A 12,307-nucleotide genomic window follows, 5' to 3' on the forward strand; every position below is an offset into this window, starting at 1 on the left:
TGGCAAAGGAGAGGAACTAGACTAAAAAGTTAAACTTTTTTATCAGACCGTACGCTTGGCTTTTTGTTTGTAACGGTCGAAGATCACTGCTGCCAGCAGGATCAAGCCGCGTACGACGTACTGGGCGAAGGGCGAAATGTTCAGCAGGTTCATCGCATTCTCCACGGTCCCCAGGATCAGGACACCCGCCACCACATATGAGATTTTTCCGATGCCGCCCTTCAGGGAAACGCCGCCTAACACGCAGGCGGAGATGACGATCAGTTCATAGCCAATGGAGGTCATCGGCTGTCCACTTGTCATACGCGAGGCGAGGATAATCCCGGCCGCCGCAGAGACCAGACCGGAGAGCACGAAAATAATGATTTTGGTACGCACCACCGGCACCCCGGCCAGACGCGCCGCCTCTTCGTTGCCCCCAATCGCCAGCGTGTTGCGCCCGAAGGTGGTTTTGTTCAACAACAAGCCAAAGATAATCAGGCAGCCTACCGTGAGCCAGATCGGCGCCGGTAAGCCGAACCAGTTGGCGTAGCCGAGGGTAAAGAAGCGCTCGTCTTCAATCCCCACCGCTTTACCGTCGGAAATGATGTATGCCAGACCACGGACGATTTGCATCGTTGCCAGCGTGGTGATCAGCGCGTTGATCTTGAGTTGTGCAATCACGAAGCCGTTAACCAGCCCGCACAGCACCCCCAGCAACAGACCCGCCCCCACGCCAATCCACAGGCTTTCGGTCATGTTGATGACCACCGCCGTGGTCACCCCGGCACAGGCAATCACCGACGCCACGGACAGGTCAAAATCTCCTGATGCCAGGCAGAACAACATGCCGCAGGCCACCATGCCCGACATGGAGATCGCCAGCCCCAGCCCTTTCATGTTGATGAATGTTGCGAAGTTCGGCACAAAAATAGCGCAGGCGAGGAACAGGACGGCGAAGACCACCAGCATGCCATACTGGTCCCAGATACGTCCCAGGCTAAAGGGTGATGGCGACTTTGGTGCGCCCGATCCGGAAGTTGTTACGGAAGACATCATTCTCTCCTTTCTCAGGCGACAGCCTGGCTAACTTTAGGCATCGCAAGGCTTAGCGCCTGGCGCTCATCCGCCTGTTCGTGAAGTAATTCCCCGGCGATCTCTCCTTCCCGCATCACCACAATGCGGTCAGCCACGCCGAGGACTTCCGGCAGGTCACTGGAGGCGAACAGCACGGCAACGCCGCGTGCGGCCAGGGCATAAATAACGTTATAAATTTCGTGCTTCGCGCCAACATCAATGCCGCGTGTCGGTTCGTCGAGCAAAATCACTTTCATCTCTTCCGATAGCCAGCGACCGAGAATCGCCTTTTGCTGGTTACCACCGGAGAGATTCATAATTAACTGTTCGGCACTGGGGGTTTTGATATTCAGCGAGCGAATGTGTTGGTCAGCATTGGTTTCTTCCCATCCGTTGTTGATCACACATCCCCCCAGCACATGCTTACGCCGGGCGCTGATGTTGATGTTGTCACGTACCGAATGCACCGGGATGATCCCCTCCGCTTTCCGGTCTTCCGGGCACAGCATCATGCCTGCCGCGATAGCATTCGCCGGCTTGCGGATATCAATCGGTTTTTCGTCGATGTACACCTGCCCTTCGCTGATACGGGTGCCGCCAAATAAGCCTTTCATTAACTCACTGCGGCCCGCGCCTACCAGCCCAAACAGCCCAACGATTTCGCCGCTGCGTACCGTAAGGCTGATGGGTGTGCGTACGCCCTGCGCTTTTACGGCATGCAAGCGCAGGCGTTCTGCGCCATAGGGACGTGGCTGCCAGCCGTAAATATCGCCCAGATCGCGCCCAACCATCGCCTGCACCAGCGCATCGTGGTTGACCTGCTGCATGTCGGTAAAGGTTTTCACGTAACGGCCATCTTTAAACACGGTAATCGCATCACTGAGCGCGAAAATCTCTTCCATGCGGTGCGAAACATACAGAATGACGCGCCCTTCTTTACGCAGTTCGCGTATCACCCGGAACAGGTTTTCGATCTCCCTTGCAGAGAGCGAACTGGTCGGTTCATCGAAGGCAATAATCTTGGCGTTGCGCGCCAGTGCTTTGGCAATTTCCACCATCTGCCACTGGCCGATGGAGAGATATTTCAGAGGGGTCGCAGGATCGATATCCATCCCCAGATGTTTAAGTTGTAAACCCGCTTCATAATTAAGCAGAGTGCGGTTCACAATGCCGCCTTTGTGTGGCAGTTGCCCGAGATAGATATTCTCGGCAACGGTCATCTCCGGCACGAGATGTAATTCCTGGTAAATAATGGCAACGCCGGCATTCAGCGCGGCGGTGGTATCCGCGAAGCGCATTTCCTGCTCGCGAATCGCCAAAGAGCCCGTGGTTGGCGCATAGTTACCGCTGAGAATTTTTAAAAGCGTTGATTTCCCGGCGCCATTTTCACCCATCAGCGCATGCACCTGACCGGCGTAACAGTCAAAACTGATATCCGTAAGCGCTTTAACGCCGGGGAAGGTTTTACCAATGCCGCGAAATGAGAGATACGGGGTAGACTGTTGCATAACGTCTCCGTGAGTCAGTATCGTTCTAACCGGTTGCCGGATGGCGACATGAGCGATGCCATCCGGCTTTTCATTTGCTGTCGTCTTACTTACCGCCTAACCCTTTTTTCGCCAGCTCTTCTTTGAAGTTGTCACGGGTGATCAGCACCACGTCAGTCACTTCGGTGAATGCCGGTGGTTCTGCGCCTTTAGTCACCCAGTTGTAGAGCATTTCGCTGGATTTATAACCGTGAACGTCCGGGCTTGGCAGCAGTGAGCCATAGAAGCCGGTCGCCTGCCCTTTCGACAGTTCGCTCACTGCGTCAACGCCATTGATACCAATGCCGATCACGTCCGCCGCCTTAAAGCCCTGGCCTTCAGTGGCGCGCACGCCGCCGAGTACCGTGTTATCGTTCATGCCGACAATCAACCAGTGTTTAACTTCAGGGTGCTGAACCAGCATGGAGTTGGCGGCATCAAATGCGCCGGGGATATCGTTAGATTTGGTAGGAACCTGGTAGATCTGTTTTTCCGGGAAACCGGCGGCTTTCAGCGCTTCCATCGAGCCGCCGGTACGACGACGTGCGGTATCCAGTTCGTTGGCCGTAATCGCCATAACCGCGGTGTCTTTGACGTCCCAACCCCGTTTCTGCATCTCTTTATACAGTTCCTGGCCCTGACGTTCGCCGATTTTGGTTGCCGCCATCATCACCAACGGGACGGTATCCATCGGTTTGCCTTTGGCATTGACGAACTGATCGTCCACGGCGATCACTTTCATGTCGTAGCCGCGCGCCTTCGCGACAATAGCGGAACCCAGTTTTGGATCCGGGGTACAAATAACAAACCCCTTCGCCCCGCTCGCCGCCAGGCTGTCGATCGCATTCAGCGTCTTCTCGCCGTCCGGCACCGCAATTTTAATCACTTCAAAGCCCAAATCTTTCCCGGCTTTATCGGCAAATTTCCACTCCGTCTGGAACCAGGGTTCTTCCGGTTGTTTCACCAGAAAACCCAGTTTCATCGATTCTGCCATAGCGGATTGTGACATAACGGCAGCCAGACCGATGGCTGCCAGCGCTTTAGTGAATTTGTGCATGGTTAACTCCAGCTTTAGCGTCATTTTATGTAGGGTAATATTCAACGACTTTATGTAATTCAGACGAAAAACAAGGCATTACCAAAAGAACTCAAGATAAGTGCCAGTGCTGGAATAGTTGTAGCGGGAAATTGATTCTCCATAGGAGAGCGGCATCACACCGCAGAATTACAGTAATTGCGTACATAAATTCAGCGGAAAATGACATAAGAAATGGGGTAATTGTCAGACAAATAAAAAGTGACGTAGCACATTAATCCATAAGGTCAGCTCACAAATCCTTGTACCCGAATACCCCTGTATTCGGGTACAAACGAATTACCACGGATAATAGATATGTTCAGCATGTTCACGAACGGGTTGGTCATCGCCTAACAAACGGGCTGACAGCGTCAGGGCAAAATCAAAAATATGGCCTAATCCTTTACCACTCAGGAGATGCCCATCCTCCACAACCGGCGCATCAACATAAACGCCATCAGTCACCGTTTTATAGAGATCGCCTGAGCAGACATAACGACGCCCCTTCAGTAAGCCGTTGCCGCCTAATACACGAGCGGCCGCTGAACAAATGGGACAAATTAATTTTCCGGCGGCATCATGGCGCGAGACAAACTCAATAACCTGTGGATTCGCCGCCAGGTTTACGCTCCCTTGTGGGCCGCCCGGCAGCACCACCGCGTCATACAGGCGCTCCTGCTGCCCCGCCAGCGTGTAATCGGTGACCATTGGGACATTGTGGTAGCTCACGACGGCGCGAGATTCCGCGCAGGCCAGGGTATCGACGTCAATATTCAGACGACGCAAGATATCAATAGTAACGATCGCTTCCGCTTCCTCGAAACCCGATGCCAGCAAGACGGCCACTCTTTTCATTCAACTTTCCTCATTTATTACAGGCTGATAACACCGAAAATGACGAATTAATCATTCGGTTATAATTGAACAAGATGTCGCTGCCCTGATTTTTTAGTAAGAGACAAACTGGCATTATTTCTGCCATAACGGTTTCACAGGATTATTATCGCGGCAGGGACGGTAAAGATTATCAATATTCTGATATTACCACGCCAAACTATCCACTTTTGTGACTTAAAACATCATTTCAAAATCATAAATCCATTCAAGTTTCAACAAAATCAATCAGATATATAATTTCACATTATGTTTACCAAATACAGGGTGATGTATTAACTTCAGTAATGTGTAAAAAATCATAAACAATACCACTTAAGGATTTTCTTATTCCGTTGATGCAGGTATGCTTATTTTCGATTCGCGATGGAATTGACTCTTCGATCACATAATGGACTGGCAGAATGGACGTATTCTGCTAACAGTAAGTTGTGCAGATTAGCGCTGCACATCCCTTCTATCAGGAAATAAGGATATTGATATGGCTGCAGTTGGAATGGTAAACAAACTCAATAATCAAATGAATCTTGAGTTTTATGCTTCCAATCTCTACCTCCATCTGAGTGAGTGGTGTTCTGAACACCGTCTGATGGGTACTGCGACTTTCTTACGTACTCAAGCCCAGAGTAATGTCACCCAAATGATGCGCGTCTTTAACTTCATGAAAAATGCCGGGGCGAATCCGGTCGTTAAGGCCATTGATGTACCAGGCGAAGACTTACATTCGCTGGAAGAACTGTTTCAGAAAACAATGGAAGATTATGAGCAGCGCGCCAGCACGCTTTCGCAGCTCACCAACGAAGCGGAAGCCCTGAACGATGCGCCTACCCTGAATTTTCTCCACGCTCTGGAAAAAGAACAGCAGCAAGATGGGCTGTTGTTACAAACGATTCTTGAGGAAGTGCGTAGCGCCAAACGCGCGGGACTGTGCCCGGAGCAGACCGATCAGCACGTGCTCAACGTCGTCAATTATCAACAGCATTAATTGACCACGCTATTGGCCTGCATTTCACTCCCCGGCAGGCCAATTCGCAAAGCCTTTTCAGCCTGATGCCTCCACTTTGGGAGGCATTGCAAAAAGTATTTCTATAATATAAAACAACGGCTTATTTTAGTGCGCTTCGCCCTGCGGCGTGAATTTCAGTTCAATCAGTGCGATCGCTTTCTGGATAGCGCGCCGCGTGACGGGATCGGCAGCTGCGGGATGCGTTGAAAAATCAATGTTTTTCAGCTGGCTGGTCATTTTTTCGCGAACTTCAACGGGAGCAATCACGTCGAGAACATCGAGAATTTGTTTGATGACGAGCTGGCAGGCGACAACGTCAGAGACCAGTTCCTGATCGGCATTCAGCGGTTGGGACATAGCAGGCGTTCCTGTTAGTGATGAAAGACCGTCATAGTACCGATTCAGAGGCCGAAACGATAGCCACACCTGACGCCGCGGACGACGGGTATAAAAAAACCTGCCGAAGCAGGTTTTTTATCAGCGGAACATATCGCCCGGCGGTACGTCTTTAAACGTTTTGCAATAATTTTCAAACATGCTTTTCAGGATTTTGCGCAGTTTCATGCCATGACTCCAACTATTTTGTTATGCAGGTGTTATCGTCTATGCGCATATAGTATGACCGTCATCACAAAAATCAACTACTTCGTGATTTTCATCACGTTTTATACTTAACATATTCTTTGCATTTGCGACTCTTTCACCGATAAATCAATTACCTACAGCAATATCAGTTCTGGTGAATTTTTATCGTTTTTTTTGAATGGCAAGTGCACGATGCAAGAAGCTCGAACCACAGAAAGCAAACGAAGAATCTCTTCTGCCACCCAGATCACCTTCAGCACGCCTGTCTGGCTTATTTTGCTGGTGCTGTACCTCGGGATTCAGTTTAGCGGCATCAGCTTTCGTCTGGTTTTTGTGGTCATCGCGCTTATCTGCCTGACTGGCATGGTGGAGACGTTACGACTGGTGAAAGAGGCGGGCAGCGCGGTGTCTGCCAGGAAGTAAAGTGGAAAGCCGGATGCGCATTACGCCCGCCGGCTTGTCAGCAAAAATTAGCCGAGGATTTCGCGAACGAACGCTTCAATCTCTTTGCTCTGGCCATTTTCAAAGAAGCATTGCTGGAAACGCTGCCCAGAAACTGCCGTCTTCACCAGTTCCGGATCGATTGCACGCAGCGTATCAAGATAGTTGTCTTTAACGACCGCCGCTTTGACCTGGTTAAGGATCCCGGCGTTACGCACCTGCGGTTCTTTACGCTCTGGCGGGTAACCTTCGCCATTGCGCCCCGTAAAGGCTTTCTCGAAGATAAAGCGCACGTTCAGTTCAGCACCCCAGCCAAACCCTTTCGCAAACGGCAGAGACAGCGCATTACCGTTGTTAATCTGCGCGAACAGGAAGGCATCCGCCGGATCAATGCAGTAGCCACACACCACGCCCGGATGAATATTCAGTGACATCAACGCGCCCTGGCCTGTACCACAGCCGGTCACCACAAAATCAACCGCTTTTGAATTCAGCAGAATGCTCGCCATGATGCCAAGGTGGATATAGGTCAGGTGGTGGTCATTCTCGTCGCTCATCCCGACGTTGAATACCGGAAAACCCTTTTCATCCGCCACCGCTTTGAGCTCGCGGTGAATGATGGCGTTTTTACCCGCCTGGCTGTTTTCCATCATCAGTGCAATTTTCATTCTGTCTTCTCCTGAATGCGATGCGGGAAGTCCCGCCTTGAGTCATCACGATACCGCACAGTACTACTTAGCAAACATACTTTCAAATTTTATGAAAGATGCTTTTAAAAATGAGGGGTAGCTTCACATTTTCTTCAGGTGACCGCAAAATGACCGTCGTCGTGTGAATTAGTCGTTGCTGATCTATAAGTTATTCAGGCCATTGAAACGCTGATGTGTGAATTAGGATAGCGTATCACCGAACATTCAGAGCGATACCATGAAGACTCTTTTTATTGCCCTCTCACTGATACTCCTGACGGGATGCGCGATCAACAGACAGGCGCAGGTAAGTGATGCCAGCGCGACAACCGGCGTTGTGCGATTGACTTATGATCAGGCGATGCTGCAAAACGCCTATACCGACGATTATATCGCCCAGGGCACCGCCACACGCGCGTGTCAGCAACTAGGCTATGCCAGCGCCCAGCCATTCGGTCAACCCGTCAGCACCTGCAGTGTTTATGCTGGCTCCCTGTGTATGAACACGAAAATTACACTCTCCTGGCAATGTCAGGGCATCGCCATTTCGCAAGCAGCACCTCATTATTATTAATTTACGGGCCAGTATTAACTGGCCTGATTTATCCCGCGCTAATTATTTTATAGCGCAAATGCGTTTTATTCCCATTCGTATTTTTAATAATTAAATTTATTATTTTACCTTTTGCAAATATTTAAATAACAAATTATAGTGACGCCACATCAACATATTTATGAATTTTGTGGAGCGAAGTCATGCTGAAAACAGAAATGATCGACAAACTGAATGAGCAAATGAACCTGGAATTATATTCCTCCCTGCTCTATCAGCAGATGAGCGCCTGGTGTAGCTACCACAGCTTTGAAGGTGCCGCCGCGTTCCTGCGTCGCCACGCGCAGGAAGAGATGACGCACATGCAGCGTCTGTTTGACTATCTGACCGATACCGGCAGCCTGCCGCGCATTAATACCGTCTCATCGCCTTTTGCTGAATATGCATCGCTGGATGAGTTATTCCGTGTGACTTACGAACACGAACAGTTGATCACCCAGAAAATTAACGAGCTGGCGCATGCCGCAATGACCAGTCAGGATTATCCGACCTTTAATTTCCTGCAATGGTATGTTGCCGAACAGCATGAAGAAGAGAAATTGTTTAAATCGGTGATTGATAAATTAACGCTGGCAGGAAAAAGCGGCGAAGGTTTGTATTTTATCGATAAAGAACTGTCGACGCTCGATACCGCAAATTAATCATAAAACGGTGAGGAAATTCCTCACCGTTTTCTTAATGACGGCATATCTTGCTTTCGTGCGTAGAGAAACCGCCATCCTGAGCGATAAATTTCCCTTTCGCCGCCAGAAACGCCACCAGTTCTCCCGCCGTCATGTCCGACGCTGAGCAAGTATGAAAACGCGCCGCTTCGCCAAACCGCGCCTTAATCGCAGCTTCGAGGCTAGCCGTAGAATAGTTCTCGCCTGACTCAATCATCATATTCAACACTTCGTGACCGTGAACAGAATCCATCATTCCTCCTCAATAAAGTGCGTAGCCTACGGCGAAACGGCATCCGCTGCTTTGCGCCAACGCAGGTTGCGCTCATTTAGGGCGTAAATATTCTTATACAGTCGATGTAACGGTCATTTGACGAAAATAGCGTTTTGCCTTACCCTGCGCCGCAGATCTAACCGTTGTTTTTCTCTGGGACAGTGTAAAGCGTGAAGAATAGAACTCTGGGAAGTGTTTTCATCGTGGCAGGCACCACGATTGGCGCAGGGATGCTGGCGATGCCTTTGGCGGCCGCCGGGGTCGGTTTTGGCGTCACTTTAGCGTTATTGATTGGGTTGTGGGCATTGATGTGCTACACCGCGCTGTTGCTGCTTGAAGTGTATCAGCACGTCCCGGCTGACACCGGTTTAGGGACGCTGGCTAAGCGCTATCTGGGACGCTATGGTCAGTGGATAACCGGCTTCAGTATGATGTTCCTGATGTATGCGCTGACCGCTGCCTATATCAGCGGCGCGGGTGAGTTACTCGCCTCCAGTATCAGCGACTGGACCGGAAGCGAAATGTCCCCCACCGCTGGCGTATTACTGTTCACCTTTGTTGCCGGTGGCGTCGTCTGCGTGGGCACCTCGCTGGTCGATTTGTTTAACCGCTTTCTCTTTAGCGCCAAGATTATTTTCCTGGTCGTGATGCTGGCGCTGCTGATGCCGCACATTCATAAAGTCAATCTTCTGACCCTGCCGCTTGAGCAGGGGCTGGCGCTTTCGGCTATCCCGGTCATTTTCACCTCTTTCGGCTTTCACGGCAGCGTCCCCAGCATCGTGAGTTACATGGAAGGCAACATCCGCAAACTGCGGTGGGTATTTATTATCGGCAGCGCGATTCCGTTAGTGGCCTATATTTTCTGGCAACTGGCGACGCTCGGTAGCATCAACTCCACAACGTTTATGGGACTGCTGGCAAATCATGCCGGGTTGAATGGTTTGTTGCAGGCGTTACGGGAGGTCGTTGCCTCGCCGCACGTTGAGCTGGCGGTGCACCTTTTTGCTGACTTAGCGCTGGCAACCTCTTTCCTCGGCGTCGCACTGGGGCTGTTCGATTATCTGGCCGATCTGTTTCAGCGCCGCAATACAGCCGCTGGCCGGTTGCAAACGGGTGCAATCACCTTTCTGCCACCGCTGGCTTTCGCCCTCTTCTATCCACGTGGTTTTGTGATGGCACTGGGCTACGCCGGCGTCGCGCTGGCAGTGCTGGCGCTGATCATCCCTTCACTGCTGGCATGGCAGAGTCGTAAACAGAATCCGCAGGCGGGCTATCGCGTACTGGGCGGACGCCCCGCGCTGGCACTGGTGTTTACCTGTGGCATTGTGGTGATCGGCGTACAATTTCTGATTGCCGCCGGACTGCTGCCCGAAGTGGGATAAAGAAAAGGGGCGTCAGCCCCTTTCTTTTCAGTGCAGACAGCACTGCTTGTATTTTTTACCGCTTCCACACGGGCATGGATCGTTGCGGCCGACTTTCACTTCCGCTTTCACTGGCACCTGCACTGGCGTTTCCTGCGGGTGCGCCATCCAGTATGCATGGAGATCCAACGCTGCCAGGCGGATCGCCTCAACGCTTTCTTCAAACGCTTCCGGGGTGAGTTTCTCAACCACCTCGAAATTCTCTTCTGTACCGTGCAACGCAATGGCGTCAAGAGCGGGTTTCAGTGTATCCGGTAGCGCGGACCAGTCGGAAAGCGCAACGCCGCGCATGTAGCCGAAGCACCACTCTTCCACGATGGTAATCTCACGACCTTCAATTTCGCGCAGACCAAACAGCGGTTCAAACTGTTCCGGGAAATCATTCAACCGGTCAGCGGTGTCCGCCATATGCTGGAAAGCGAGATTCATAAAACGCGTCATCTCTTTTTCAGAGGACCAGCGCGGCACATATTGCGCCCCACCCCATACGGCAACCAGCCACTGCTCTGGCTCAATTTCACGTGGTGAACTGAGTACAGCCGTCAGCAGTCCATCCAGTTCTGCCACGTCAAGAATGGCATGTTCGGTGTTGTACTTGGTCAGCACATCATCCAGCCACTCCAGTTCACTTTCGTTCAACGGTCCCGTTTTCATCATACTTGTCCTCGGTAAACACTCTCGCCAGCGGCTATCTTACATGGCGAACGAGGAAACGGATACTGATTGCCGCGTGGGACACCTCACATGGGCATCCATTCTCCTCATCATTTCTTTCTGCAAAACAGATACGGCACATTGGCGTTTGAAAAGACATACGCAGATTGATACTCATCCACGGTCAGGGTCAATTCACCACCTTTCTTCAAAAAGAATGGAGATAATATCTTTTCGAGTTTTTCATCCGTCACGGTATCGGAAAAGGTTTTGACAATGCGTACTGTATGTAAAATCCGCGTTCTGAACTGCTGGGTATAGTTAAAATAGACCAGCCGATTGACATTAATCTTTGTCTCGCCATCCACTTTACCCGTAATGACGGCCAGCCCTTCTCGCTTGTGCATCTGATAGGAAACCACGCCAACGAAACGGGCATCACCAACATTCCAGTCAGCATCACCAATACAATCCAGGTATGACGGTTTGAATAGCAGATATAACAGGTAAACACCGGAAATCACCGATGTGCTGAACAACCAAATCAGGAGTAATACAACCGTATTTTTACTCATTGGAGTAAATTCCAGAAAAAATGAGATGAACAAAATGCCTCAGTGTCAGATCGAACATCTTTGTTGCACACAAAAGCCACAGCACGTCCGGTTTTGGCGTAGTCAGAGAGAAAGATATAATTGTTGTCCTGGCAAAAGTTCGGATATTTTTTTATCAGCGCAGCGTAATTATCAGTGACCGACTGCGTCACTTCATAATAGACATGGCAGCGATTATCATTTTTCTTATCCATGTGCAGGGCCACAAAATTCTGAAATGGCATTTTCAATCGATTCTGATACATAAACATGCAGTTTATTATCGTCACAATAAAGAAAAAGGATATTCCAATGCGTAGCCCGCGGGATTTGTTCGGTAGAATGCTTGCGGTGCATTCTTTTTCACTGGTTAGCGTTTTGATTGCTGAATTTTCAGAAATAGCAAGATTCTGAAGAGGAAACGGTTCAATCACAATATCTGATGATAATGTTAGTCCTTGACGGGAAATAGTTTTTACCATATGTCTTGGTAATCCTATCTCTTCCAGTGTCTTACGTAATGTTAAAATAGTCTGATAAAACGTATTGGGCAGGGTCACAACATCACGCGCTTTCCAGCCTTCGTTTACCAGTTCTTTTTGCGCGATGACCCTACCCTGATTCAAAATAAGATAAAGGAAACATGCCGTGGCGGGTTGCTGTAAATAAACAACCTCTCCAGTTGATTGATTTTTCAGGCTTCTGGTCTGCGGATTGAACTCTACTGTTCCATTAATTAAGTACAATATCATCGCCATGTCCTTTGGATAATACCCGTTATCCCCCTAAAATGGTTCTTCATCACCATGTCGTCC

At 50.2% G+C, this 12,307-nt stretch carries 16 protein-coding genes; 5 read left to right on the forward strand and 11 right to left on the reverse strand.

The features are described 5' to 3' along the window. Positions 1-42 precede the first annotated feature (42 nt). The 4 genes from araH to KI228_RS12990 form a co-directional block, all read right to left on the reverse strand. Positions 43-1,035 carry an arabinose ABC transporter permease AraH gene (araH, locus tag KI228_RS12975; protein ID WP_043000324.1) on the reverse strand — a complete coding sequence of 331 codons (993 nt, stop codon included), beginning with the start codon at positions 1,033-1,035 and terminating at the stop codon, positions 43-45. 14 nt (positions 1,036-1,049) lie between these two features. Then, positions 1,050-2,564 carry an arabinose ABC transporter ATP-binding protein AraG gene (gene araG, locus KI228_RS12980; protein ID WP_044328750.1) on the reverse strand — a complete coding sequence of 505 codons (1,515 nt, stop codon included), beginning with the start codon at positions 2,562-2,564 and terminating at the stop codon, positions 1,050-1,052. Between the two features lie 85 nt (positions 2,565-2,649). Further along, positions 2,650-3,639 (reverse strand): arabinose ABC transporter substrate-binding protein AraF, encoded by a 990-nt coding sequence (araF, locus tag KI228_RS12985; RefSeq protein ID WP_043000322.1) that lies wholly within the window; start codon positions 3,637-3,639, stop codon positions 2,650-2,652. Positions 3,640-3,957: 318 nt separating this feature from the next. Further along, the gene (locus KI228_RS12990) at positions 3,958-4,515 is read right to left on the reverse strand and encodes a DJ-1/PfpI family protein (RefSeq protein WP_043000321.1); all 558 of its coding nucleotides are present in this window, start codon (positions 4,513-4,515) and stop codon (positions 3,958-3,960) included. 520 nt (positions 4,516-5,035) lie between these two features. On the opposite strand from KI228_RS12990, the gene KI228_RS12995 reads away from it, so the two are divergent. Further along, a complete protein-coding gene (locus KI228_RS12995) occupies positions 5,036-5,539 on the forward strand; it encodes a non-heme ferritin-like protein (RefSeq protein ID WP_043000320.1) in 504 nt (167 codons plus the stop codon). Positions 5,540-5,665: 126 nt separating this feature from the next. On the opposite strand, the gene KI228_RS13000 is transcribed toward KI228_RS12995, so the two are convergent. Both KI228_RS13000 and azuC read right to left on the reverse strand, forming a co-directional pair. Then, positions 5,666-5,917, reverse strand: a complete 252-nt coding sequence (locus KI228_RS13000; RefSeq protein WP_043000319.1) for a DUF2766 family protein — start codon at positions 5,915-5,917, stop codon at positions 5,666-5,668. A 120-nt stretch (positions 5,918-6,037) separates the two neighbouring features. Further along, positions 6,038-6,124 carry a stress response protein AzuC gene (gene azuC, locus KI228_RS13005; protein WP_086513008.1) on the reverse strand — a complete coding sequence of 29 codons (87 nt, stop codon included), beginning with the start codon at positions 6,122-6,124 and terminating at the stop codon, positions 6,038-6,040. Between the two features lie 213 nt (positions 6,125-6,337). Here azuC and KI228_RS13010 point away from each other — a divergent pair, with 213 nt between their 5' ends. Next, the gene (locus tag KI228_RS13010) at positions 6,338-6,568 is read left to right on the forward strand and encodes a hypothetical protein (protein WP_044257609.1); all 231 of its coding nucleotides are present in this window, start codon (positions 6,338-6,340) and stop codon (positions 6,566-6,568) included. 47 nt (positions 6,569-6,615) lie between these two features. On the opposite strand, the gene KI228_RS13015 is transcribed toward KI228_RS13010, so the two are convergent. Beyond that, positions 6,616-7,254 carry an RpiB/LacA/LacB family sugar-phosphate isomerase gene (locus KI228_RS13015; protein WP_043000317.1) on the reverse strand — a complete coding sequence of 213 codons (639 nt, stop codon included), beginning with the start codon at positions 7,252-7,254 and terminating at the stop codon, positions 6,616-6,618. A 259-nt stretch (positions 7,255-7,513) separates the two neighbouring features. Here KI228_RS13015 and yecR point away from each other — a divergent pair, with 259 nt between their 5' ends. Then, a complete protein-coding gene (yecR, locus tag KI228_RS13020) occupies positions 7,514-7,849 on the forward strand; it encodes a YecR family lipoprotein (protein ID WP_044257608.1) in 336 nt (111 codons plus the stop codon). Positions 7,850-8,031: 182 nt separating this feature from the next. Further along, the gene (gene ftnA / locus KI228_RS13025; protein WP_042318344.1) at positions 8,032-8,529 is read left to right on the forward strand and encodes a non-heme ferritin; all 498 of its coding nucleotides are present in this window, start codon (positions 8,032-8,034) and stop codon (positions 8,527-8,529) included. A 34-nt stretch (positions 8,530-8,563) separates the two neighbouring features. Here ftnA and KI228_RS13030 read toward each other — a convergent pair whose 3' ends face one another. Next, positions 8,564-8,803 (reverse strand): YecH family metal-binding protein, encoded by a 240-nt coding sequence (locus KI228_RS13030; protein WP_044257607.1) that lies wholly within the window; start codon positions 8,801-8,803, stop codon positions 8,564-8,566. A gap of 191 nt (positions 8,804-8,994) precedes the next feature. Between KI228_RS13030 and tyrP the strand changes: the two genes are divergently transcribed. Then, on the forward strand, positions 8,995-10,206 hold the full coding sequence (tyrP, locus tag KI228_RS13035) for a tyrosine transporter TyrP (RefSeq protein WP_043000314.1): 1,212 nt from the start codon (positions 8,995-8,997) through the stop codon (positions 10,204-10,206). Positions 10,207-10,233: 27 nt separating this feature from the next. On the opposite strand, the gene KI228_RS13040 is transcribed toward tyrP, so the two are convergent. From KI228_RS13040 to KI228_RS13050, 3 genes are all read right to left on the reverse strand, one after another. Continuing rightward, positions 10,234-10,899 carry a YecA/YgfB family protein gene (locus KI228_RS13040; protein WP_043000313.1) on the reverse strand — a complete coding sequence of 222 codons (666 nt, stop codon included), beginning with the start codon at positions 10,897-10,899 and terminating at the stop codon, positions 10,234-10,236. 110 nt (positions 10,900-11,009) lie between these two features. Next, entirely contained in the window at positions 11,010-11,474 is a 465-nt protein-coding gene (locus tag KI228_RS13045; protein ID WP_061069997.1) for a hypothetical protein, read from the reverse strand. Beyond that, positions 11,471-12,250: a winged helix-turn-helix domain-containing protein gene (locus tag KI228_RS13050; RefSeq protein ID WP_081097232.1), complete on the reverse strand. Its 780-nt coding sequence runs from the start codon at positions 12,248-12,250 to the stop codon at positions 11,471-11,473. Before KI228_RS13050 ends, KI228_RS13045 begins: the two co-directional genes overlap by 4 nt. Positions 12,251-12,307: the final 57 nt, after the last annotated feature.

The sequence above is a fragment of the Citrobacter amalonaticus genome (assembly GCF_018323885.1).
GTDB lineage: Bacteria > Pseudomonadota > Gammaproteobacteria > Enterobacterales > Enterobacteriaceae > Citrobacter_A > Citrobacter_A amalonaticus.

Bases quoted from the DNA above. Each gene is read 5' to 3' on its own strand.
- araH (WP_043000324.1), bottom strand. From the start codon at position 1,035: ATGTCTTCCGTAACAACTTCCGGATCGGGCGCACCAAAGTCGCCATCA.
- araG (WP_044328750.1), bottom strand. From the start codon at position 2,564: ATGCAACAGTCTACCCCGTATCTCTCATTTCGCGGCATTGGTAAAACC.
- araF (WP_043000322.1), bottom strand. From the start codon at position 3,639: ATGCACAAATTCACTAAAGCGCTGGCAGCCATCGGTCTGGCTGCCGTT.
- KI228_RS12990 (WP_043000321.1), bottom strand. From the start codon at position 4,515: ATGAAAAGAGTGGCCGTCTTGCTGGCATCGGGTTTCGAGGAAGCGGAA.
- KI228_RS12995 (WP_043000320.1), top strand. From the start codon at position 5,036: ATGGCTGCAGTTGGAATGGTAAACAAACTCAATAATCAAATGAATCTT.
- KI228_RS13000 (WP_043000319.1), bottom strand. From the start codon at position 5,917: ATGTCCCAACCGCTGAATGCCGATCAGGAACTGGTCTCTGACGTTGTC.
- azuC (WP_086513008.1), bottom strand. From the start codon at position 6,124: ATGAAACTGCGCAAAATCCTGAAAAGCATGTTTGAAAATTATTGCAAA.
- KI228_RS13010 (WP_044257609.1), top strand. From the start codon at position 6,338: ATGCAAGAAGCTCGAACCACAGAAAGCAAACGAAGAATCTCTTCTGCC.
- KI228_RS13015 (WP_043000317.1), bottom strand. From the start codon at position 7,254: ATGAAAATTGCACTGATGATGGAAAACAGCCAGGCGGGTAAAAACGCC.
- yecR (WP_044257608.1), top strand. From the start codon at position 7,514: ATGAAGACTCTTTTTATTGCCCTCTCACTGATACTCCTGACGGGATGC.
- ftnA (WP_042318344.1), top strand. From the start codon at position 8,032: ATGCTGAAAACAGAAATGATCGACAAACTGAATGAGCAAATGAACCTG.
- KI228_RS13030 (WP_044257607.1), bottom strand. From the start codon at position 8,803: ATGGATTCTGTTCACGGTCACGAAGTGTTGAATATGATGATTGAGTCA.
- KI228_RS13040 (WP_043000313.1), bottom strand. From the start codon at position 10,899: ATGAAAACGGGACCGTTGAACGAAAGTGAACTGGAGTGGCTGGATGAT.
- KI228_RS13045 (WP_061069997.1), bottom strand. From the start codon at position 11,474: ATGAGTAAAAATACGGTTGTATTACTCCTGATTTGGTTGTTCAGCACA.
- KI228_RS13050 (WP_081097232.1), bottom strand. From the start codon at position 12,250: ATGGCGATGATATTGTACTTAATTAATGGAACAGTAGAGTTCAATCCG.